General features: G+C 50.6%; 6 protein-coding genes (1 of these 6 running past the window's edge). 4 read left to right on the forward strand and 2 right to left on the reverse strand.

Translation table 11 applies throughout. The features are described from left to right. The 4 genes from QD47_RS29870 to QD47_RS29885 all read left to right on the forward strand — a co-directional run. Window positions 1-8,573, forward strand: partial view of a non-ribosomal peptide synthase/polyketide synthase gene (locus QD47_RS29870; RefSeq protein ID WP_082067359.1) — the 3' end only. Its footprint begins 33,544 nt before the window's first position; only the last 8,573 of its 42,117 coding nucleotides appear in the window; its start codon lies off the left edge, out of view; the stop codon is at window positions 8,571-8,573. Between the two features lie 152 nt (window positions 8,574-8,725). After that, window positions 8,726-19,948, forward strand: coding sequence for a non-ribosomal peptide synthetase (locus tag QD47_RS29875; protein ID WP_044649525.1), 11,223 nt, complete (start codon window positions 8,726-8,728; stop codon window positions 19,946-19,948). Between the two features lie 263 nt (window positions 19,949-20,211). Next, complete coding sequence (locus QD47_RS29880) at window positions 20,212-22,113, forward strand: serine hydrolase domain-containing protein (RefSeq protein WP_044649526.1); 1,902 nt, start codon at window positions 20,212-20,214, stop codon at window positions 22,111-22,113. Window positions 22,114-22,272: 159 nt separating this feature from the next. Further along, window positions 22,273-25,308, forward strand: a complete 3,036-nt coding sequence (locus QD47_RS29885) for a chitinase N-terminal domain-containing protein (protein ID WP_044649527.1) — start codon at window positions 22,273-22,275, stop codon at window positions 25,306-25,308. Window positions 25,309-25,452: 144 nt separating this feature from the next. Here the strand turns inward: QD47_RS29885 and QD47_RS33845 are convergent, their stop codons facing one another. Both QD47_RS33845 and QD47_RS29890 read right to left on the reverse strand, forming a co-directional pair. Continuing rightward, window positions 25,453-25,587, reverse strand: coding sequence for a hypothetical protein (locus QD47_RS33845; protein ID WP_268794287.1), 135 nt, complete (start codon window positions 25,585-25,587; stop codon window positions 25,453-25,455). A gap of 29 nt (window positions 25,588-25,616) precedes the next feature. Next, complete coding sequence (locus QD47_RS29890; RefSeq protein ID WP_044649528.1) at window positions 25,617-25,970, reverse strand: hypothetical protein; 354 nt, start codon at window positions 25,968-25,970, stop codon at window positions 25,617-25,619. Between the last annotated feature and the right edge of the window lie 272 nt (window positions 25,971-26,242).

The raw sequence follows: 26,242 nt of genomic DNA on the forward strand, positions 1-26,242 counted from the left end.
GGCAAGAAATTGAACAGGGAATGTATGAGCCGCTTCCAAAAGACCAGCCACAGTCCTATTCCTTAAATAGGGACAGCGAGATCGTTACTGCCACGTGGACAGCTCAGGAAACGGAGCAGCTGTTAAAACAGGCGCATCGTGCCTACAACACGGATATGAATGATTTGCTGCTTACAGCATTGGGAATGACGATTCATCGCTGGGCTGGCATTGGACGAGTGCTCGTCAACCTGGAAGGTCATGGACGGGAGTCCATTTTGCCAGAGCTGGATATTACTCGCACCGTTGGCTGGTTCACGACTCAATTCCCGGTTGTGCTGGATATGAGCGTGGGGCAAGACCTTTCACAGTGCATCAAAAATGTGAAAGAAGGGCTGCGTCGCATTCCGCAAAAGGGCATTGGCTACGGAATTTTGAGATACCTGTCCGCAGCACGTGAGCAAGAGCGTTTTGTAACCGAACCTGAAATCAGCTTTAACTATTTGGGACAATTTGATCAAGATATGCAAAATCAATCCATTGACGTATCTCCTTACTCCAGCGGTGAAGAGCTTAGCGCACATGCAGCCAGATCGTATACGCTAGACATTAATGGAATGATTTCCGAAGGCGAACTGCAATTGACGATCAGCTACAGCAATCAGGAATATCGCCGTGAAACGATGGAGCAGCTAGCCGAGGAGTTCAGAACCAGCTTGCGGGAAATCATTGCGCATTGCGCAGGCCGCAAACAGCAGGAGCTGACTCCAAGCGATGTAATGCTTAAAAATGTAACCATGGCTGAGCTGGATCAATTGGTAGAGCGGACTCGTGACATTGGCGAACTGGAAAATGTATATGCGTTAACGCCGATGCAAAAAGGTATGTTGTTCCATAGTCTGATGGATGCAGAGTCAGGTGCTTATTTTGAACAAACGACATTTGATTTGCGCGGACGCTTCCAAGCGAATATTTTCCAAGATAGCTTGAATCATTTGGCGCAGCGGCATGAGATTTTTAGAGCTAATTTCTACAGTGGTTGGCAGGATGAGCCTGTGCAGGTCATTTTCCGCCGCAAGGATATTGGTTTCAAATATGAAGATCTGCGTCATTTGGATGAGCAGGAGCGTGACGCGTATGTGAAGGAATTTATTCGTAAAGACAAGGCAGCCGGATTCGATTTGTCCCGTGATGCATTGATGCGCGTGGCGATTTTACGAACAGGTGATGAGGATTATTATTTTGTGTGGAGCTCTCATCACATCTTGATGGATGGCTGGTGTGTGGCGTTGGTAACGGATGAGGTGTTTGAGGCTTATTTTGCAGCCGTTGAGCATAGAGAACCGAAGCTTGCCCCAGTTACTCCATACAGTCAGTATATTGAGTGGCTTGAAGCACAGGATGTAGAGGCTGCATCTTCATACTGGAATGATTATTTGCTCGACTATGATCAGCAAACTTCGATTCCGACCGGAAAAGTAGGAGTAAAGGCGGACGGTGCACAATTTGAGCATGTGCTGTGCGATCTGGGCAAGGATTTGACAGGCCGCATTGAAATGGTTGCCAAGCAGCACCACGTGACCACGAATACATTATTGCAAACGGCATGGGGCTTGCTGCTTCAAAAGTACAACGGTAGTGATGACGCTGTTTTTGGCGGCGTAGTGTCTGGTCGTCCGGCTGATATTTCGGGTATCGAAAATATGGTGGGCTTGTTCATTAACACCATTCCAGTACGTATCCGCAGTGGAGCTGAGGAAACATTTGCCGACATGATCAGAGCGAATCAGAAGCAGGCGCTGGCTTCTCAAGCTTATGAAACGTATCCGCTATATGAAATTCAAGCCTTAAGCGAGCAAAAGCAAGACTTGATCAACCACATTATCGTGTTCGAAAACTATCCGGTGGAGGAGCAGGTCGAGCAACTTGGCGAAGGTGCAGAATCGGATTTTGAAATTAGCAATGCAGGCATGATTGAACAAACCAACTATGATTTCAATCTGCTCGTCATTCCGCAGGAAGCGATGAAAATCCGATTTGAATACAATGCAAAGCTCTATGATCGTGAAGCCGTTGAACGGACTCAGGGCCATCTGATGCAGCTGCTGGAGCAGGTGGTAGCGAATCCAGACATTCGGGTACATGAGCTGGATATGTTAAGCGAGCAGGAGCGAGAGCAAATTCTGGGTGTATGGGGAGATACAGCCGCCGAGTATCCAAGCGAGCAGACGATCCATGGCTTGTTCGAGACACAAACAGCGCAGACACCGGAGCAGGCAGCGTTGTTCTTCGAAGGAGAGCAGTTGACCTATCGCGAGCTGAATGAACGTGCGAATCGTCTGGCTCGTACCTTGCGCAGTCAAGGCGTGACGAAGGATCGTCTAGTAGGTCTGATGACCGAGCGTTCGGTAGACATGATTGTGGGCATCTTCGGGATTTTGAAAGCCGGGGGTGCATATGTACCAATCGATCCGACGTATCCAGAGGAGCGTATCCGCTACATGCTGGACGACTCAGAGGCAGAGCTGTTGTTGACGCAAAGCCATCTGGTGGACAAAGTAGCTTTTGACGGCAACATGCTGGTGCTGGATGGGGCACAGGGTGTGTATCACGAGGATGGTTCCAATCTGGAGCCGTTGTCCGGTCCAAACGATCTGGCGTATGTGATTTATACGTCGGGTACGACGGGTCAACCGAAGGGCGTTATGTTGGAGCATCACGGGCTGTGCAATCTGAAAACGTATTTTGATCAGACACTTCGGATCAGCACGTCGGATCATGCGTTGTTGTTCGCCAGCTATTCGTTTGATGCGGCTTGCTGGGAAATCTTCCAGGCGCTGTTCTGCGGAGCCACGTTGTACGTGCCAACGTCAGAGACGATTTTGGACTATGAGAGATTCGAGCATTATATGACAGAACATCAGATTACGGTGGCGACGTTACCACCGACCTATGCTGTATATCTGGAACCGGAGCATATGCCGAACCTGCGTACTCTGTTCACTGCCGGATCAGCATCGTCGACAGAGCTGGTGCACAAGTGGAAGGATCAGGTTGCGTACTACAACGGTTACGGTCCGACAGAAAACTCGGTAGCGACGTCGGTTTGGTCGGTATCCGAAGACGAGAGAGCAGGCCAACTGATTTCCATCGGACGTCCTATTCCGAATCATCGGGTATACATGGTGGATGTGCATGGACATTTGGCTCCAATAGGTGTAGCGGGTGAGCTGTGTGTATCTGGTCCGGGTCTGGCCCGTGGCTATCTGGATCGTCCAGAAATGACAGCAGAGAAATTCGTACCGAACCCATTTGCGGCTGGCGAAGCAGGTTATGAACGGATGTACCGTACAGGTGACTTGGCAAGATGGATGCCGGATGGCAACATCGAATATTTGGGCCGGATCGACCATCAGGTGAAAATCCGGGGCTACCGGATTGAACTGGGCGAGGTTGAGGCCCAAATGCTGAAAGTGGAAGATGTGCAAGAGGTTATTGTGCTGGCCCAGGCGGACGAGCAGGGGCAAAATCAACTGGTGGCGTACTATGTTGCTGAACGGGAAGTGAACGCAGGAGAGCTGCGCAGCTTACTGGGCGCGGAGCTGCCAAACTACATGGTGCCTTCGTATTTGGTACAGCTGGAGCACATGCCACTGACATCGAACGGCAAAATCGACCGCAAGGCACTGCCGGCACCGGAAGACAGCCAGCAAAGCGGAGCCGACTATGTCGCACCTCGGACGTGGGTGGAAGTGAAGCTGGCGCAAATTTGGCAGGATGTGCTGGGCTTGGCGCAGGTCGGCGTGAAGGAAAACTTCTTCGAGATTGGCGGACATTCGCTGCGGGCGACAACCCTGGCCTCGAAGATTCACAAGGAGCTGAACAAGCCGCTTCCATTGCGCAGTATTTTTGAAGCGCCAACGATTGAACAACTGGCAGCGGTTCTGGAAAGTCTGGATCAAGTGGCGTATGCGTCCATTCCGGTGACCGAAGCCCGTGATTTCTACCCGTTGTCCTCGGCGCAAAAACGACTGTATGTGCTGCATCAGTTCGACCCGAATGATGTGAACTACAACATGCCGTCGGTGCTGCAAGTGAGCGGTCCGCTGGATGTACAACGAGTAGAAGACGTATTCCGTCAATTAATCGCTCGCCATGCGACCTTGCGTACCCGCTTTGAACTGGTGGACAGTGAGCCGATGCAATGGATTGAGGACATCGTGCCGTTCGAGGTGGAATATACGAAGGTACAGGCAGTGGATACGACTACTACGGATACGGACACGATGGTCAGCAAGGAAGCGCAAGAGCAGGTGCGGCGCTTTGTACGTCCGTTCGATCTGCAAGACGCCCCGCTGCTGCGGGTAGGCTTGGTGGACCTGGGCGTACAAGGAGTGGAGCAAGAACCGCAGCATTTGCTCATGCTCGACATGCATCATATCGTTTCGGATGGTGTGTCCATGGGCGTACTGACCGATGAATTTGTCCGCTTGTATGAGGGTGAAGAGCTATCGCCATTGCGGATTCAGTACAAGGATTATGCGGTATGGCAGCAAAGCGAAGCCCATCAGGAGTGGATGCAGCGTCAGGAAGCGTACTGGCTCGACACCTTCCGGGGTGAGTTGCCAGTGCTGGATTTACCTACAGACTTTGCCCGTCCGGCGGTACGAAGTACGGCAGGGGATACGGTCGTGTTCGGACTAGAGCATGAAGTTAGCGAACGCCTGAAAGAACTGGCGGCGCAAACAGGCTCTACGCTGTATATGGTGCTGCTGGCGGCATACACTGCGCTCTTGCATCAATACAGCGGCCAAGAGGATATTGTGGTCGGCACGCCGATTGCAGGACGACCACATGCGGATCTGGAGCCGATCCTCGGGATGTTCGTCGGAACGTTGGCATTACGGAACTATCCGACGGCGGAACAAACCTTCCGCAGCTACGTGGAAGAAGTGAAAGTTCATGCTCTGCAAGCCTACGAACATCAGGACTATCCATTTGAGGAACTGGTGGAAAAGCTGAATGTGAAGCGGGATATGAGCCGCAATCCGTTGTTCGATACGATGTTTACGTTGCAAACCACTGAGGAAGGCGAACTGCAGCTGGCAGACCTTAGCTTCCGTCCATACGGCTTGGAACAAACGCCAGCCAAGTTTGATTTGACGCTGGAAGCCAGAGAGGAAGAAGCAGGCATTCAGTTCGGATTGCAGTATGCAACCGCGTTGTATCAACGGGAAACCGTAGAACGGATGACACGTCACTTCATTCGTTTGGCCGAAGCCGTGGCAGCGAACCCGGATGCGAAGCTGGGTGATATGGAGCTGATAACGGCGGAAGAAACTGAGCGGATTCTGAAGGTGTTCAACGATCCGAACGCGCATAGCGTGCGTGGAGGAGCACAGGGTCGTGCGCTCAGCGAACGGTTTGAAGAGCAAGCGAAGCACAGCCCTGAGCGGGTAGCAGTCGTGTCTGGGAACACGACGCTGACCTACGCTGAGCTGAACGAGCAAGCGAACCGATTGGCCCGTGTGTTACGGGCGAAAGGGGTCGAAGCAGATCAACCGGTAGGCGTATTGCTGGAACGTTCTGCGGATATCCTGGTGTGCATTATGGGGGTACTTAAGGCCGGAGGCGCGTATGTGCCGATGGATAGCATGTATCCGCAGGAACGCATCGACTACATGCTCCAAGACAGCGGGGCAACGGTCGTGATTACAAGCAGAGTCGCGTATCTCTCGCTCAGTCTGCCATCCACAGTACAGGCTGTAGTCCTTGATGACGAGGACGTTCAGGCTCAGCTGAACGTACAGGATGCGAGCAACCTGATCCCTGTCGTCGGCCCGCACAACCTGGCCTATATGATTTACACGTCAGGTACAACCGGTCAGCCGAAAGGGGTCATGATCGAGCAGGGCAGCGTCAGCAATCTGGTAGATGCTTTATCTGAGCGGGTATACAGCCGCTATGAACAGCCGCTTCACGTCGCATGGCTGTCGGCGTTTGTATTTGACGCTTCGGTGAAGCAAATCTTTGCCAGCTTGTTGCTAGGCCACACCTTGCATGTCGTATCCCGTGACGTAAGCCTGAACGGGGAGCAATTGGTCGCCTACTACCGCACGCACCGGATCGACCTGTCGGATGGTACACCTGCGCATCTGCATATTTTGAACGAGAACGTCAACGTGACGGAAGCGCCGGGAGTGAAGCACTATCTGATCGGCGGTGAAGCGTTATCTGTGCAGTTGGTCAACGGGTTCCTGCACAAGTGGTCCGGGTACCGCCCGGTGATTACCAACGTGTACGGTCCGACCGAAACGACGGTAGATGCGACCGCTTATACGCTTGAAGATGTGGAAGCCCTGAACGTACTGCTGGAAAAAGGTGAACACACCGTATCCATCGGAACGCCGATAGCGAACCAGTCCGTATACATCCTGAACACCCAGCAACAGCTGGTACCGATTGGTATCGTAGGCGAGCTCTACATCGGGGGTGCAGGTGTAGGACGAGGATACCTGAACCTGCCGCAACTGACGGCAGAGAAGTTCCTCCCGAATCCGTTCGCCCTGTCGGAAGCCGGAGAAGCTCCAGATGCCTACATCCACCGGATGTACCGGACGGGCGACCTGGCCCGATGGCTGCCGGATGGAAGCATCGAGTATTTAGGCCGGATCGACCACCAGGTGAAAATCCGGGGGTACCGGATTGAACTGGGCGAGGTGGAAGCACAGCTGCTGACCGTGGACGGCATTCAGAAAGCCGTGGTCACTGCATGGGAAAACGAAGACGGACACAAGGATCTGTGTGCCTACATTGTAGCCACAGCACCGCTGAGTCTACCGGAGCTGCGAAACGCGCTGCAGCCGAAGCTGCCGGATTACATGATCCCGACGTATGTTGTACAACTGGATCGTTTCCAGCTGACCCCAAGCGGAAAAATTGACCGCAAGGCGTTGCCTGCACCGGAAACGCGCCTCGAAGGTGGCATGGAGTACGTTGCGCCGCGGACGCCGCTGGAAGCCAAGCTTGCTCAAATCTGGCAGGATGTATTGAAGCTGTCCAGCGTAGGAGTCACCGACTCATTCTTCGACATGGGTGGACACTCCCTGCGGGCAACGACGCTGGTGGCCAAAATCCATCAGGAACTGAACAGCCGGATTACACTGCGTGAGGTGTTCCAACACATTACAATTGAGCAGCAAGCCCAGCTCATAGCTACGCACGGAACAGACACCTATACGGTGATCCCTGCGGCGGCGAAACAGGCCTACTACCCGGTTTCCTCGGCTCAAAAACGTCTGTACATTTTGAGCCATCTGGAAGGTGGGGATGTCAGCTACAACATGCCGGGTGTGTTAACGGTGGAAGGTCCGCTCCAGGCAGATCGACTGGAGGCTGCGTTCTGTCAGTTAATTGAGCGTCATGAAACGTTGCGGACTTCCTTTGAAATGGTGGAAGGTGAGGTCGTTCAGCGGGTTTACGATCAGGTTGAATTTGCTGTAGAACGTCTGCAGGCCAGTGAAGCCGAAGCCCAAGCGTATATCGAGTCATTTGTACGCAGCTTTGATCTACGGCAGGCACCGCTGCTGCGTGTCCGTTTCATTCAAACGGGACCAGAGCGCCACCTTTTGATGTACGACATGCACCATATTATTTCGGATGGTGTATCGTCTGACAATATCGTGCAGGAGCTGGTACAGCTGTACGAGGGGCAGGAATTGGAGCCGTTGCAAATTCAGTACAAGGACTTTGCCGTGTGGCAGCAGCAGGAAATGCAGCGTGAGTCATACCAACGCCGGGAACACTTCTGGCTGGAGCATTTAGCCGGAGAATTACCAGTACTGGATCTGCCGATTGCTTATCCAAGACCTGCTGTTCGCAGCTTCGAGGGCGCACTGTATGAATTTACAGTTGACCCGAATGTATCCGAGCAGCTGCACCGAATTGTGGCTCAGACCGGAAGTACGCTGTACATGGTACTTTTGAGTGCCTACACCGTTCTGTTGTCCAAATACAGTGGTCAGGACGATTTGATCATCGGTACTCCAGTAGCAGGCCGCCTGCTGCCTGAGCTGGAGCCACTTATCGGAATGTTCGTCAATACGCTAGCCATCCGGCATCAGCCGAAGGGCAACCAAACATTCCACAGCTACTTGCTGGAAGCCAGAGATCGTACGCTGCAAGCCTTCGAGCATCAGGATTATCCACTTGAAGAGTTGGTGGAAAAGCTGGATGTAGTGCGGGATGCAAGCCGTAATCCGTTGTTTGACACTATGTTTGTACTGCAAAATACGGAGTCGCGGGAAGCGAAGCTTGAGACCCTGTCCTTCAATCCGTATGTTCAGGAGCATAACATCTCCAAATTCGATCTGACCTTGTCCATGAGTGATGAAGACGGGGTGATCAAGGGTTCCTTCGAATATTGCACGAAGCTGTTTGGGGCAGACGCTATTGAACGATTAACGGGAGATTTGATAGCGATCCTGTCACAGGTAGGGGCAAACCCGGATTTGCTGTTAAGCGATATTCAGGTGACCTCCACCGACGAGAAGCCGGAAGGCTTTTCACCGGATTCCATCGACTTTGTTTTCTAAAATGCAATGATTTCACTTTGCGTGTGCAGAGGGCGGCGGCTTGTCCGACTGCCCTTGCCTGCAAAGTATTATTTTTCCAACACAACGCTCATCTACGTAACAACGCACCATTCCAACCGGGGTACAGACCCCATGAAGCAGGAGGGATGTCATTGAAAGCCTTATTTGAGAAGGAAAAAAATTACTGGAGTCATAAGCTGGAATCTGAGGATCATATCATCTGCCTTCCATACACCAACAACGTGTCCAAGGATGCAACTTCAACGAATTTAAATTCCCATACGTATACGCTCACATTTCCATCTGAAATTTCCGGGCGAATATTGTCTATAACAGGTGGCGCTCCATGGGCAGTGTTTATGGTGCTGCTTGCTGGAGTAGAAAGCCTGTTACATAAATACACAGGTGAGGAACGTGTGCTGCTGGGCATTCCGGTAGCCAAGTCTGGCAACGGTGCTATAAAGCCGATCAATCATCTGCTTATACTGAAAAACACGCTGGATTCCACAACGACCTTCAAAGCCTTGCTGTCTCAAATCAAAACCTCTGTCAGCGAAGCGATTGAGCACCAAAATATACCTTTTTGGAACTATACCGAGGGGCTTGAAATTCCACGTAACGAGGATGAACAGCCTATTATTCACACCACGGTGTCCCTGCGAAATATCCATATTTCCGATTTTTCGAATCATGTACAGTCTGAGCTTGATTTTCAATTTCAATGGGAAAACGCAGCGGTTTCCCTGAATCTGAATTACAGTAGCCACCGTTATAATGAGGCGACGATTGAACGCTTTGTTGAGCAGTTGTTGCGGTTGTACAGCGTTGTTCTGCATCAGCCAGAGCTGGCAATTTCCACAGCACAAGTGCTGTCAGAGCAAGAAATGGAGCAACTGGTTTATACCTTCAACGATACAGCTGTGGATTATCCGCGGCATGCGTCCATTCATGAGTTGTTTGAGAAACAGGCGAAGCAGGCACCGCAGCAGGTGGCGGTAGTGTTCGGAAAAGACAGCCTGACCTATGGAGAATTGAATGAAAAAGCCAACCGTCTGGCTCGTACATTACGTAAGCAGGAAATCTGCACCGAGCAGACTGTCGGTATTGTGGCTGAACGCTCGATCGAGATGATCGTCGGTATGCTCGCGATTCTCAAAGCAGGCGGGGCCTATGTGCCGATTGACACTGATTACCCGGATGAACGCGTGCGCTATTTGCTGGAGGATTCCGGTGCAAACCTACTGCTAGTGCAGCGAATGGAGCATCGGCCCGCTGATTTCCAGGGAATTGTGCTTGACCTGAGCGATTCCGCAATCTATGGAACGAATGATGCTGATCGTTTCGATCCGGTTTTGCCGAACGATAACGAGACGTATGCTGACATAGCTGGCATCGGATATGTAGATTGCTTAAACCCGCTCTATTCCATTTCCGCTAGTCCTGAGCTTGCTTCTACTACATCCACACAACCAGAAGCCATGCAACCAGAAGCTACGCAATCAGAACAAGCAGAACAGGTACGTCAGACCTACGCAGCAGAAGAACAAGCGAAGGCAACTGCTGCTGATCGCTTGGCATACATCATGTACACCTCAGGGACGACAGGCCAGCCGAAAGGGGTTATGGTAGAGCACCGTAACGTCGTACGTCTGGTGAAAAATACAAACTATGCGCAACTGGATGCTGAGACGCGCATTTTGCAGACCGGGGCCGTTGTCTTTGACGCGTCCACCTTCGAAATTTGGGGTGCGCTATTGAATGGTGGACAGCTGGTGCTGGTGAGTCAGGATGTCATTTTGGACGCGCCGAAGCTCAAGGAAGCTGTTCGCAGCCATGGCATTACCACGATGTGGCTGACAGCGCCGCTCTTTAACCAGCTGTCCCAGCAGGACCTGGAACTGTTTGAGGGGGTACGGGAGCTACTGGTCGGCGGTGATGTGCTGTCCGTCCCGCATATTAACCGGGTGCTGGAGGCTCATCCTTCCCTGCGGATCATAAATGGTTACGGCCCGACGGAAAATACAACCTTCTCCACGACGCATGCGATTACTGGCGTGCAATCAGAATCGGTGCCGATCGGCAGCCCGATCCATAACTCGACGGCGTATGTCGTAGACCGTTCGATGCAGCTTCAGCCTGTCGGGGCATGGGGAGAGCTGATCGTCGGCGGTGACGGGGTGGCACGTGGATACCGGAATCGCCCGGACCTGACGGCAGAAAAGTTCATCGACAGCCCGTACCGCAGCGGAGAACGCTGCTATCGCACAGGCGACCTGGTGCGCTGGAATGCGAACGGGACGCTGGAATACAAGGGACGGATCGACGCCCAGGTGAAAATCCGGGGCTATCGGATCGAGCTGGGCGAGGTGGAAGCGCAGCTGTTACAGCTGGAGTCGGTGCGAGAAGCGGTGGTGATTGCACGTGAGGATGAGCAGGGGCAAAAGCAACTCTGCGCTTATGTGGTGACCCATGAGGATGTAACGGCAAGTGAGCTGCGTAGCGCTTTGAGCCAGGAGCTGCCGGGCTACATGGTGCCGTCGTATTTTGTGCAGCTGGAGCAATTGCCACTGACACCCAACGGCAAGGTGGATCGCCGGGCGTTGCCACAGCCGGAGGGAAGTGTAAGCTCAGGCGCAAAATATGTACCTCCTCAAAATCAATTACAAGTACAACTGGTGAGTATCTGGAAAGATGTGCTGGAGCTTGACCGCATCGGGATTAAGGATAACTTTTTTGAAGCAGGAGGGCACTCCCTGCGGGCGACACATGTTATATCACTTATTCATAAGGAATTGCATAAAAATGTGCAGCTAAAGGACCTGTTTCAGCACCCGACGATTGAACAGCTTGCGCAGGTGATTGAAGCGCTGGAGCAAACCGCCTATGAATCCATACCTGTTACGGAGAATAAGCCATTTTATGCGGTATCCTCGGCACAAAAACGGATGTATATCCTCAATCAGCTTGATGGAGCGGGAATTAGCTATAACATCCCTGGTGCTCTGGCACTGACAGGTTCACTTGATCATAAGGCACTGGATAATGCGTTCCGCCAGCTTATTGACCGCCATGAAACATTGCGTACAAGCTTTGAGACCATGAACGGTGAACCTGTCCAGCGAGTACATGACGAGGTTCCTTTTCGTATGGAGTTGATTCATGCCCACGGAGCTGACCCTAAGGAGACGGATGAGCTGGTACGCGACTTTGTCCAGCCGTTCGATCTTGGACAGGCTCCGCTATTCCGAGTCGGTTTGATTGAAACAGATCCAGAGCATTATATTTTACTGCTGGATATGCATCACATCATTTCGGACGGTACCTCTATAAATGTGCTGATTCAGGACTTCATCCGTTTATATGCAGGTGACACGCTGCCACCGCTGCGCATTCAGTATAAGGACTACGCCGCCTGGCAACAGGAGCAGCAGCAAAGTGAACGTTACCAGCAGCAGGAAAGCTACTGGCTGAATACCTTCGCGGGAGAGCTACCCGTGCTGGATATACCGACCGATTATCCGCGCCCGGCGGTGAGAAGCTTTGAAGGAGATGTGCTGGAATTTACGCTCGATCAACGACAGAGCGAAGGTTTAAAAAGCATTGCGGTGCAGACGGAATCAACATTGTATATGGTGCTATTGGCTGCTTATACGTCTTTGCTTAGCCACTACAGCGGGCAGGAGGATATTATCGTCGGTTCGCCGATTGCGGGGCGGCCCCATGCTGATCTTGGTAGCCTGATCGGGATGTTTGTGAATACACTGGCAATCCGCAATTATCCGGAAGGTGGTAAGACATTCCGCGATTATGTATTGGAGGTCAAGGAAAACGCGCTGAAGGCATTTGAACATCAGGATTATCCGTTTGAAGTGCTGGTGGACAAGCTGGGCGTGGATCGAGATTTAAGCCGTAATCCGTTATTTGATACCATGTTTGCTCTGCAAAACTTGGAGCAAAAGGAGCAGCAGCTGGAAGGCTTGCAATTGACACTCTATCCGAGTGAACAAAATACCGCGAAATTTGATTTGAGTCTGTTCGCGATGGAGGATGGGGAGCAAATTGCCTGCGGTCTTCAATACGGAACCCGGCTGTACAAACGGGAAACCATCGAACGACTGGCTGTACATTTGCAGCAGCTTATCCATGCGGTGATAGAACAGCCGGATATCGCTCTTTCGGCTATTGAAATGGTTTCGTCCCAAGAAAAAGAGCAGATTGTAATGCAATTCAACGATACAGTAGCAGACTATCCGTATCCACGTGATCAAGTGCTGCATGTGCTGTTCGAGGAACAGGCCGCACAATCACCGGATCGGCTGGCCGTCACCTTTGCGGACACACAGCTCACCTACCGCGAACTGAAAGAACGCTCCGACCGTCTGGCACGTATACTCGCTTCCCATGGTATACGGCGCGGCTCCGAGCCAGAGATACAGCGAGTAGGGATTATGGCGGAGCGCTCCATTGAAATGATCGTGGGTATGCTGGCGATTTTGAAGGCCGGGGGGGCTTACGTTCCCATTGATCCCGAATATCCTGAGGAGCGTATTCGTTATTTATTGGAGGATTCCAGTGCTAGGCTGTTACTTTCACAGCGACGTGAGCAGGTTCCTTTTGAACCAGGCATTCCGATCATAGATTTGAGTGATGAACAACGATGGAGTAGCGAATCTGAACTTTACGCTCATGTGGATGAATCAGCTGCGATTTCAACGGGGGGATCTTCCTCGGATCTTGCGTATGTGATCTACACCTCGGGTACGACAGGCAAGCCGAAGGGCGTGATGATCGATCACCGCAATGTCGTGCGTTTGGTGAAAAACAAAAGCTATGCCTCGCTTGACGAAAATACGCGTATGCTGCAAATGGGTGCAGTTGTGTTCGATGCCTCCACGTTTGAAATCTGGGGAACGCTGCTGAACGGAGGTCAACTGTATGTGGTAAGTCATGACACTATTTTGGACGCCGCCAAGCTCAAACAGGCGATTGACAAGTATCGTATTAACACCATGTTCATGACCACGGCTTTATTCAATCAGCATTCACAGCAAGCTATTGGAGTGTTTTCCTCCCTGAAGGAATTGCTTGTGGGTGGTGATGTGTTGTCCATACCACACGTCAATCGTGTGCTGAAGGAGCACCCGCAGCTTCGTTTGGCCAATATTTATGGGCCGACGGAGAACACCACCTTTTCCACCATCTATGACATTACAGAACCGCAAACCCAAGCTATTCCCATTGGGCGTCCGATTGATCATTCAACCACATATGTGGTCAATCGTTCGTTGAAGCTGCAGCCGATTGGAGCCTGGGGGGAGCTGATCGTCGGTGGTGATGGTGTGGGACGTGGATATCTGAATCGGCCGGAGCTCACGGCGGAAAAGTTTATAGAAAGTCCGTTCCGGCCCGGGGAGCACTGCTATCGAACAGGCGATTTAGTGCGTTGGCGTGCAGATGGCGTGCTGGAGTACAAGGGAAGAATGGATGAGCAGGTCAAAATTCGCGGCTACCGCATTGAGCTGGGTGAAATAGAAACCCGTTTGTCCACGATTGCAGGAGTGAAGGAATCGATTGTTACCGTACGGCAGGACGATAACGGGCAAAAACAGCTGTGTGCCTATTTTGTAACAGACAGCGACTTGAGCGCCAGCGACTTACGTAACGTTTTGTCGCAGGATCTGCCTGGCTATATGGTGCCTTCCTACTTTGTGCAGCTTTCCAGACTGCCTTTGACGCTGAATGGTAAAGTAGACCGCAGGGCTCTGCCTGCACCGGAGCATAAAGTTGATACAGGCATGGATTATGTGGCACCCGAGACGGATGTTCAGCAAGCACTGGCTACCGCCTGGGGGGCAATTCTTGGAATTCAGCGAGTGGGCATACAGGATAACTTTTTCCATCTGGGTGGCGACTCCATCAAGGCCATTCAAGTATCGTCCCGATTGTTTCAGGCTGGATACAAGCTGGAAATGAAGGACTTGTTCAAATACCCGACGATTGCGGGACTAAGCAAATTCATTCAGCCTGTTAACCGAATAGCAGAGCAGGGAGAGGTTACAGGTTCTGTTTTGCTTACACCGATTCAGCGCTGGTTTTTTGAACAGCCCACAGCAGAGCCGCACTATTTTAACCAATCTGTCATGCTTTATCGACAAGAAGGCTACGATGAACAGGCACTTCGGCAGGCGCTCAACCAGATTACATCGCACCATGATGCATTGCGTATGGTTTTTCGTTCGTCGGAGAACGGGTATACGGCATGGAATCGTGGTATAGAGGAAGGCGAACCATACCATCTGGAAATCTTTGATTATAGGGACAGCGAAGTAAACGAGGGCGATTTGGCGAAGATGGTTGAAGCCAATTGCAATGAAATTCAATCCGGCATTTCCCTAAGCGAAGGGCCGCTCATGAGGCTGGGGCTGTTCCGTTGCCCGGATGGAGATCATCTGCTGGTCGTGATTCACCATTTGGCGGTGGACGGGGTATCCTGGCGCATTTTATTCGAGGATTTGGCGACTGCTTATGATCAAGCCTCCAAGGGAGAACAGGTAATTCAGTTGCCTCATAAAACGGATTCGTTCCAAACGTGGGCCCAGCAGCTGTACGCTTATGCCAATAGCCCAGCCATGGAACGTGAGCGCTCGTACTGGGAGGAGCTTGCACAAGCCGAGCTGGCTCCCTTGCCGCAGGATTACGGGTATCATGAGCACGAAAAGCCGTTGATTGGTGTCAGTGAGTCGGTTACCGCTGTATGGACAAGTGCGGAGACAGAGCAGCTGCTCAAGCAGGCCAATCGTGCCTACCACACCGAGGTTAACGATCTGTTGCTGACAGCGGTAGGGATGGCATTGCAAGCGTGGAGCGGATATGAGCGTTTCCTGATCCATCTGGAGGGGCATGGACGCGAAGCTATTTTACCTGAGGTAGACATTACCCGAACAATAGGGTGGTTTACAAGCCAATATCCTGTTTTGCTTAATATGCCGGAAGAAATTGCTCTTTCGCAACGGATTAAGCATGTGAAGGAAGGACTGCGCGGCATCCCGCAAAAAGGGATCGGCTACGGTGTACTGAAATATTTAGCCGACCGCCAGACACAGGCACCGGAGGCATCTTCAGCCCTATTTACGACAGATCCCGAAATCAGCTTTAACTATTTGGGACAATTTGATCAGGATATGAAGGGAAATGATCTGGAGTCATCCCCTTATAGTGGGGGCATGCCGCTGAGCCCGACCATGGCTCGGACGTATACGCTGGATTTTGGCGGCATCATTTCGGGAGGTCAGCTGGGTCTGACGATTAGCTATAGCCGTACCAGCTATCGACCAGAGACGATAGAGCGGTTGGCGAAATTACTGGAATCGAGTCTACGTGAAATTTTGACGCATTGCATCCATAAAGAACACCCGGAGCTGACCCCAAGTGATATTTCCTATAAAGGAATGAGTGTGGAGGGCTTGGACAGCCTGTTATCTGAAATGGGTGCTGCGGGTAAGGTCGACAATGTATATGCACTGACCCCGATGCAAAAAGGGATGCTGTTTCACAGCCAGCTGGATAGTCAAGCAGCCGCGAATGACGCGTATTTTGAGCAGGTTTCTTATGATATGCGAGGTCGGATGGACATTCAGGCTTTTGCAGAAAGCCTGAATATTCTGGTTCGGCGACATGAGGCGCTGCGTACACATTTTTATTTTGGTCGGGATACGGAACCGTTGCAGGTAGTGTATCGAAGTCGGGATTGCGGCTTTCAATATGAAGATTTACACAAGCTGGATGCGGATACAAGGGATACCTGGGTGAAAAACTTCGAGTTGGAAGATAAAACACGGGGCTTTGATCTGCGTCGGGATGTCCTGCTGCGTGTAGCGATTTTACGTACCGGAGAAGACAGCTATCATTTTGTATGGAGCTTCCATCATATCGTCATGGACGGCTGGTGTCTGTCCCTTATAAATAAAGAAGTGTTTGAAAGCTATGCAGCACTTCAGGAGGGCAGAGTGCCAGAGCTGGCACCGGCAGTGCCGTACAGCAGCTTTATTGAATGGCTGGAAGCACAGGATGGCAAGGCGGCAGCCGACTACTGGAGCAGCTATTTATCTGGGTATGAGCAGCAAACAGCACTACCAGCTGTAAAATCCGGTCGCAAGAGTGAAGGCTACACGGCCAGCGATTGGGCGACGGATTTGGAGCGTGAGCTGACCCTCCGGGTGGAGGAGACGGCTAAGCGGTATCAGGTGACCATGAATACGTTATTACAAACCGCATGGGGGATTGTGCTGCAAAAATATAACAACCACAGTGATGTCGTATTTGGCAGTGTTGTCTCAGGTCGTCCATCGGATATTATCGGGGTCGAGGATATTATCGGCTTGTTCATTAATACCATTCCCGTTCGCATTCGCTGCGAGGCAGGGGAATCTTTTGCAGAAGTTATGAAGAAAATGCAGGAGCAGGCGCTGGCTTCTCATGCGTATGATACGTATCCACTGTTTGAAATTCAGGCATTGACCGACCAGAAGCAGGATTTAATTAACCATATTATGGTGTTTGAAAATTATCCGGTGGAGGAGCAGGTCGAGGAGCTGGGAAGTGACGGGCAGGATGCATTCCCGATTTCCAACGTGGTGGCTGCAGAGCAGACCAACTACGATCTGAACCTCGTCGTTATGCCGGGAGAATGCATAAAGATTCGTTTTATGTATAACGCGTTAAGCTTTGATCAAACAGACATTGAGCGTCTGCATGGACATTTTGTGAATCTGCTGGAGCAAATTTTGCTTAACCCGAATGTTTGTGTAGAAGAGCTGGAACTGGTTACAGCGGCGGAAAAACAACAGATTACAGGAGAGTTTAATGACACTGCCTCTGCATATCCACGGAATCAGACGATCCAAAAACTGTTTGAGGAGCAGGCTGAGCGCACGCCGGATCATATTGCCGTAGCTTTGGGTCATCAATCATTGACCTATCGGGAGCTTAATGAGACAGCCAACCGATTAGCGCATACGCTGCGGGATGCAGGGGTGAAGCCCGATGAACCGGTTGGCATTCTGACGGAGCGCTCGCTGGATATGATTACTGGAACACTCGCTATTTTGAAGGCTGGAGGCGCGTATGTGCCGGTAGACCCTCAATATCCGGAGGACCGTATCCGTTATATGCTGGAGGACTCGGGAGCCAAGCTGCTGCTGGCTCAGCAGGATTTACTGGATCGTTGCTATTTTGACGGACAGATTGTCAATCTGGATGATGATACGTCCTACAGTACGGATCATTCCAATCTGGGGATGGATGGAGCTGGTCATCATGCTGCTTATGTCATTTATACCTCAGGTTCGACAGGCAAGCCTAAGGGCGTCGTTGTTGAGCATCAAAGTGTCGTGCGCCTGGTCCGCAATACGGATTATGTGCCATTTGATGAATCGACCCGCATGCTGCAGACTTGCGCGTTTGTATTCGATGTATCTACGTTTGAAATTTGGGGTGCGCTGCTGAACGGCGGTCAGCTTGTTCTCGTGCATAAGGATGATCTTTTGGACGCGGCCAAGCTTAAAGAGACGATACGGGATCATCGCGTCACCATGATGTGGCTGACTACACCGTTATTTAATCAGCTTTCGCAGCAGGACAGTAAGCTTTTCGGCGATGTGAAGTATTTGCTGGTTGGTGGTGATGTTTTGTCTGCGCCCCATATTAACCGGGTCCTGCGTGATAATCCGGACATGAACATCATTAACGGCTATGGGCCAACGGAAAATACAACCTTTTCGACGACGTACCACATTACGGAAGAACAGCTGGATTCTGTGCCGATCGGACGTCCCATCCGCAATTCGACGGCGTATGTTGTGGATTCGTCATTTAACCTGCAGCCGGTCGGAGCCTGGGGCGAGCTGGTTGTCGGCGGAGACGGAGTTGCACGCGGTTATCTGAACCGTCCTGAGCTGACGGCTGAGAGATTTCTTGCTAACCCGTGGGTGGACGGAGATCGCCTGTACTGTACGGGAGACCTTGTTCGCTGGCGTGAAGACGGCATGCTGGAATACGCTGGACGGATTGATCAACAGGTTAAAATTCGCGGTTACCGGATTGAGCTAGGCGAGGTGGAGGCGCGGCTGGCAAGTGTACCGTCCGTGCGGGATAGCGTTGTTATCGCTTTGCGGGATGGAGCAGGCCAGCAGCAATTATGTGCTTATTTTACTGCCGATGAACAGCTGACCATCCGTGAGATTCGAGCTGTGATGTCGGCCAGTCTGCCGAGCTATATGATTCCATCCGCATTTGTACAGCTGGATCGGTTTCCGCTGACGACAAACGGCAAAATCGACCGCAAAGCTTTACCTGTACCGGACAAAGCGCTGCACACGGGTATAGAATATGTCGCACCGCGAACCGATGTGGAGCAGTTGCTGGCAGCCATTTGGCAGGAAGTGCTCGAAATCCCGCAAGTGGGTATCCACGATGACTTTTTCACGCTGGGGGGACATTCCTTGAAAGTGCTGGAGCTTGTACGCAAAATTCACCTTGCCACAGACATCGAGCTTCCAATCCGCAGTGTTCTGGAGTTCCCGACCATAGAAGAGCAGGCGCTCGCATTATTGAAATCGGATTTGCAATCCAAGGCAGATAGTCCAATCATTCGGTTGAATGAACACGGTCCTGTCTCCATCTTCTGCTTTCCGCCTATGCTTGGATACGGGCTGTCGTTCGCGGAGCTTGCGAAACAACTGGATCAGGACGCAGTTGTGTATGGATTGGAGTTTGTAGATGATGCTGCGGATGAGCAGGAAATGTTGGCACGGTATGTTGATTTGATCATCAGCACACAAGCGCAAGGTCCGTATGTGCTGCTTGGTTATTCCATAGGCGGTAATCTGGCGCATAAGGTTGCCGACACACTGGAGCGTCAAGGTCATGCTGTATCTGACATTTTGATGCTCGATTCGGTCAAAAGGACGGAAGCCCTATCCTTCACAGTCGAAGAAACAGAGCACGAAATTCATGCCATGCTGGAACAGGTTCCCGAATCCTACCGTGAGCTGTTGAATGAAACGTACCAGCGTAAAATGATCGCTTACGCGGTGTATGGTAACCAGCTCCTGAATACAGAGACGGTTCGGGCGAATATTCACGGCTTTGTTGCTGTCGGATCGGAAACAGTTAGGGGAACCGGAGACAATCGACTTTTATGGAAAGACGCTACACAAGGAAGCTATGAAGAGCATAGCTTGATTGGGAATCATTATGAACTGCTTGAACCCGGATTTATCGAGGAAAATGTAAAAAGTATCCGTGCTGCAATACAAAACATAACCCGGAACATGGACAAAGACATGGCACAAGATTTGGCACATCATAATTCTTGAGAATCTACGGTCGTTGATTTGACTGGAGTTCACTAATTTTTAATCTGTAACCCATGAATCCTGATCGAACATGTAAGAAGTCTACTGCTTACGCGATTCGATCAGGATTCGCTCTATCATCTGCACTCCCCCTATGGGAAGTGCGATGATTCCATAGCGCCATGCTGATGGCTCCGAATCCGAGTAAAAAAATCTGCTCCGCTATGCAATCACCGCACCGTTCAATCAAGAAGCCAACTTCATACGTAAGGATGGTACTTCACATGAAGAATAAAGGCATTTGTTGCCTATCCGCATTCATAGCATCGTTGTTTCTCTGGAATCTGCTCATTGCTCCGGCAGGGGCAGCAGGCAGCATAACGCCAAATTCATTGGAAAAAGCAGTGGATCACATCATGAACACAAAATTGGAAAAATTGCATATTCCGGGGACTGCCGTCGTCGTGACCCAAGAAGACCAAATACTTTTTAGTAAAGGGTATGGATATGCAGACCTGGAGCGGAAAATGGCATTCGACCCGGGGAAGACCATTGTTCGTGTCGGCTCTCTAACCAAATCATTTAGTGCAAGCGCAACGATGCAACTGGTCGAGCAAAACAAGCTTGATTTGAATGAAGACGTGAACAGCTATCTCCACAGCTATAAAGCTTCGCAATACCAAAATCAGTCTTTTAATCTGCATCAGCTTTTGACACATACCTCGGGATTGGACGAAGCGCTGTACGGCATTAACAGCTCGACCAAGGCAGGCTCTTTGCCTACAGAGCAGTATCTCAGCACTTATTTTCAAAATCAGCCGCCCATTCGCGAGCCCGGAATTCAGTTTGATTACAGTAATGTCGCCTACGGTCTGGTCGGTAATATAGTGGAGCAAGTAAGCGGTCAGGGACTGAATGATTACCTCCGTACACATCTGTTCCAGCCGATGAATATGCCTGGCGCGACACTGGATTTGCCGCTAAATAATCCGGCACTGGCTCAATCGTATCGGTGGAAACATGGAGCTTATTTGAAACAGCCTTTTTCGTATATTAATCTGCCGGGAGCAGGAGCGTTGAGCATCACACCCAACGAATTTTCACATTATCTGATTACTCATTTAAACGAAGGCAAGTATGAAGGAAAAGCGGTACTCCAGCCCCAATCGGTAAAAGCCATGCATACACAGCAATTTGCAGCAGATCCACGTCTGGATGGTGTGGGCTACGGATTTTTCCGTGGCCAACTGGAGACGGGTGTACCCATACTGTGGGCTACCGGGGAAATTGATGATTTTATTTCCGAAATGGTACTGATTCCGTCTCAAAAGATTGGTATTTTTGTGACCATCAATACGGCTGACACGGACACTCTGCTTCATGGAGAAGTCATAAATGCGATAGCCCAAATGCTGCCCGCAGAGCCGCAGGCCGATTCTCAGTCACTGGCTCCTTCTGCTACCCAAGTGAAGCTTCCGCCAGAGATCGAGGGCGTATATCAGGTGAATGTGAACCCCGTTCATGGGTGGGGGAAATGGATTCGGATGCTGGGAAGCATTAAATACACCGTTCAGATTCAAGATGATCATACGTTAATTGTTAACGGTGTGTACCCGAATGAAAATGAAGCAACGAACAAAGTTTTTCAAGCAGCAGGCGATGGGCTGTTTGTGGAAAAGGGGGGCCAGCTTAAAATTTTGCTGTATCCGCAAAACGGTACATGGATGATGGTCGCCCCGGATAGCAAGACCATGAAGCAGACGACACTTTGGCACCGTACCTGGACGCTGCTTGTCAACTACGCTGCTGCCTCCTTGTTTTTTATCACAACCCTGCTGATTTGGGTCGTAAGGTATGCAATAAGATCTATCCGCAAAGATAAAACCCACATTTCTTCAACCCTTGCATTCATCACGTTACTGAATACGATTTTTCTCGGCGTACAGTTTATTTATGGAAATAGTCAGATTGTATATGGCTATCCGGCCTGGTATATCTGGGGGATTTGTACGCTCCCACTGATTTCAGCGCTCATTGCTGTATGGGTATTGATCGTGAATGGTGCAAAGCTGATTACGAGGGAAAGGAGAGGTAGAGCCACAGGCAAAATCCTGTTTGCGGTGCTCACATTGCTGCATACCGTATATCTTTTTTATTGGAATTTTCTCCCTGTTCATTATTCATAAACATTCAAAGCATTTTGCATGAATCCAAGAGCCATTTTCCATATAGAGATGGAAACTAATTTACAAAACTTTGCATGTCCGAACATAAATGAATGCTAAAATTTATACTTGGTTCCCCATCAACCGGGGACGCAAACTAACAAACAGGAGGAATAAGAATTGGGAATCATTCGTCTTTTTGCATCCCGCAGCTTCAAATACGCAACTGCTATGGTGTTCACTTTGTCGTTGTACGCTGGTGCTGTGAGCAGCATACAACCGGCATCGGCAGAAGGTCCGGCTGATCCGGCCCCTTTTATCGCCGCCAAGGTGGTTAATGAAAACGCTGGCAAAAAAGTGTTGTTCGATAATACACACGGACAGACAGCCGGTGCGGCAGACTGGGTGATTGATGGCGGATTTTCAGACTTTGGCCAAGCCCTTGCAAGCAACGGCTATGATGTGCATGAGCTTCGCAAATCTACGCCCATTACTTACAATGATCTGAAGGATTATGATGTATTTGTGACGGCAGAGCCGAATATTCCTTTCAAACAAAGCGAACAGGCTGCGATGGAGCAGTATGCCAAAGCAGGCAACAGTATTTTCTTCATTGGAGATCATTATAATGCGGACCGCAACAAGAACCGTTGGGACGGATCAGAGAGTATTAACGGCTACCGTCGCGGAGCATGGGAAGATCCTGCCAAGGGAATGAGCGCGGAAGAAAGAAGCTCGGCAGCGATGCAGGGCGTAGTCAGCTCGGATTGGCTGGGGAGCCAGTTTGGTGTGCGTTTTCGCTACAATGCATTAGGCGATATTACCGCCAATCAGATTGTCGAGCCTGCGCAGGCGTTCGGCATTACAGCGGGCGTAAGCAATGTAGCCATGCATGCGGGATCAACACTGGCGATTATCGACCCGGCGAAAGCCAAAGGGATCGTATATCTCCCTAAAACCAATCAGGCTTGGGGTAACGCGGTAGATCAGGGCGTCTATAACGGAGGCGGCATACCGGAAGGACCCTATGCAGCCGTATCCAAAGTAGGACTCGGTAAAGCTGCCTTTCTGGGGGACTCATCTCCTGTTGAAGATGCGACGCCAAAATATCTGCGCGAAGAGACAGGAACCAAGAAGACGACGTATCACGGCTTTAAGGAGCAGGATGATGCCGTGTTGCTGGTTAATATCGTCGATTGGCTATCCAAGAAGGAGAACTACACCAGTCTGACGGATTTGAAAAGCTTGCAGCTTGATCAGCCGACAGCACTGCTGCCTTTTGAGGAGCCGCAGGCTTCGACGGAGCCACAAGCCGAGCCTTGGTCCGCTCCCGCAGCAGGCTACAAGTGGTGGGATCAGCAGACGTATAAGCCCGGAGCCTATGGTAGCTCTACGGCCAGTACGCAGCCTGTTTACAGCATCGTTCGTCAGGATCAGCTGCCGAATGCAGAGCCTTTTCAAATTCGAATTACTGCGGACCAACTGGCTCCGAATACCACGATTAGTGGATTCAGTGCAGGCATTTATGTAGCGGGCGGCAATCAGGTAGCCCAGATTCAAAACCAGGATGGCACCTGGCCGACCTCGTACGGCTATAGCGGAGCATTCAGCTTGGAGTCCGACAGCAAGGGACATGCCTACAAAGACCTCACCGTACGGATTAAGCCGGGAACCAGTGGTTCGGCCAGTCTTAGGCTGAGACAAAACGGCAGCAACCTGTTAACCCAATCGGTCGTGCTGGCAGATGTTCCGGCCCAGCCGTTGCCTGAGGAAGGGAATACCGTTCCGGCTCGTATCCGTGTTGCAGAAGCACGGAGCCTCCCGGCTGGCAAAGTGGTTACACTGGCAGGTACGGTGACGACCGAGCCGGGTGCATATGGCGGTCAAGCCTTTTATATGCAGGATGAAAGCGGCGGTATTTATGTATATCAAAACCAAAGCGGTTTTCACCAAGGCGATCAGGTGAAGATTACGGCAACCCTGGCGCTGTATAACGGCGAGCTGGAGCTGACCGATCCGGTGGCTATTGAAAAAACAGGAGAAGGACAGCTTCCGGAAGCTCTACAGATCACCGAACTAAGCGATGCAAACCAAGGGCAGTTGGTCGAGCTTCCACAAGCCATCATTCGTAATGTAGCAGACGCGACTCCCGTCGGTTCGTTAGAATTTGATGCGGTGTCCGGCGAGGTAAGCCACCATGTGCGTGTGGATGCACGTACAGGCGTAACACGGACCTCTTTTCCATATCAAGAAGGACAGCAAGTGAAGATCAAGGGAATTTCAGCGATTTTCAAAGGGAATTACCAGTTAAAACCGCGTGGTCTTGATGATTTTACAGCTCAGGCAGGGGCGGCATTGCAAGAAGTGAAGCTTTCGCTGGATCAAACAACCCTTAATGTTGGGGATACAGCAGTAACACATCTCAGTGGTACGCTCACAGATGGCAGCAAAGCGGATTTAAGTCATGCTTCCGTTCAGTATGCCAGCAGTCATGAGTCTGTTACCCTCGATACGTATGGACAAATTAAGGCAGAAAAAGAGGGGAGCGCCGAAATTACGGCTAGCGTAACCCTGGACGGTAAAACCATCGTATCCAATCCAGTAACCGTTACAGTCCAGAAAGCTGTTGCAGGCGAAGTGCCTGGCAAACCTGTACTGTCCCATGATAACGGGCAGAATACCGGATTGAAGGACGGCGATTATAATATCACCATGAATCTATGGTGGGGTACGAACGGTGATGAACTCAAGCTGTATGAAAACGGCGAGCTGATCGGGACTCAACCGTTGAAATCCGCCTCCCCCGGGGCACAGAAAGCAGTCATCCCGGTAACGGGCAAGGCAAATGGCACTTATACGTACACCGCCGAGCTGATCAACGCTTCCGGTAAAACGGTTAGTGATCCGTTAACCGTCGAAGTGACCGATGCTTCGCCCGGAATTCCGGTGCTGTCTCACAACAACTGGGATGGTGACGGCAATTACACTGTTGCTATGAGCATGTGGTGGGGCACGAATGCGATCCAATACAATTTATATGAAAATGGCGAGCTGATCGACACGCAAGAGCTGCCAAACCAAACGCCGCAGGCTCAAAGCGCAGTCACAGATATCCAAGGCCGCAAATCGGGCACTTATGAGTATCGGGCCGAGCTCGTCAATGCCTCAGGAGAAACTTTTGGCAAAACGATAATCGTTGAAGTGAAGGACCGTTAAATCGTAAGAGCATCTATGGACTTTACAGAGTCAATAGATGCTCTTTTTTTTATTCAGGCTGTTGCTCCTATGTCTGACCATCGCTTCTCCTAGTGTATATCGGTATTATTACAATAAAGCCCCCGGAAACGGGGACCTGCCCATTTAAGATTGGGTTGGTTGAGTCGAGAGATTGTCTATATCGGTGGAGCCAAAGAAGAATAAAACAATCAGAATTGTAATGATAACAAACTCTGCAAAATGCTCTCCATCAAACTCACTTGGCGCAAGCTCACTCACCACAAATAACCCCTTTCGTAATCGGCATATTACTTTTGCATTTTCTTTTGAAAGGCTTGTATCACTTGATCCAGCGTCATATTCCCGTTATCATTTAAAAATTTCACCATGTTATCAACGTTGGAAGGGTCTGCTGCTAATGTTTTGTATTTTCCCGTTAATCCCACAAGCAGCGTTGCTTGTCTGTATAAAGTAACGGAATCGACATGTAGCTTTCCTGTTAATAACAGGGCTGCTACGATGATCTCCACATTTTTTCCATGCAGGGCGGAGAAGATAGCCGAGTTACTATTTAACCCATTTTTCTTTTGTCCGTTGGGGTTAGGGGATGATTTGGATTTTTGATTGCGATTTTGGTTTCCATTCTTTCCTAAGGAAGTCATTGAATCTTCCTCCCGCCATATGTTGTCCTTGCCATTGCGGGACAAGGACAACGGAACTGCACGTGCTCATTCAAAATGCCGTTATATTCATATGATATGCGAATCAGAAAGCGTTGGTTACTGTAAGAATAACCCTGTCTGGGTGAACCCGACTCCTATCACCCTGTAATTTCTTTTCGCATGTTGGCTCAATATAGAGTAAACTACAATAAAGAAAGCCAAATGCGTTGGTAATCGAATGATGCAAAATGCTGAAATAGGAGTTGTAGATA

It is taken from the genome of Paenibacillus terrae (assembly GCF_000943545.1).
Lineage (GTDB): Bacteria > Bacillota > Bacilli > Paenibacillales > Paenibacillaceae > Paenibacillus > Paenibacillus terrae_A.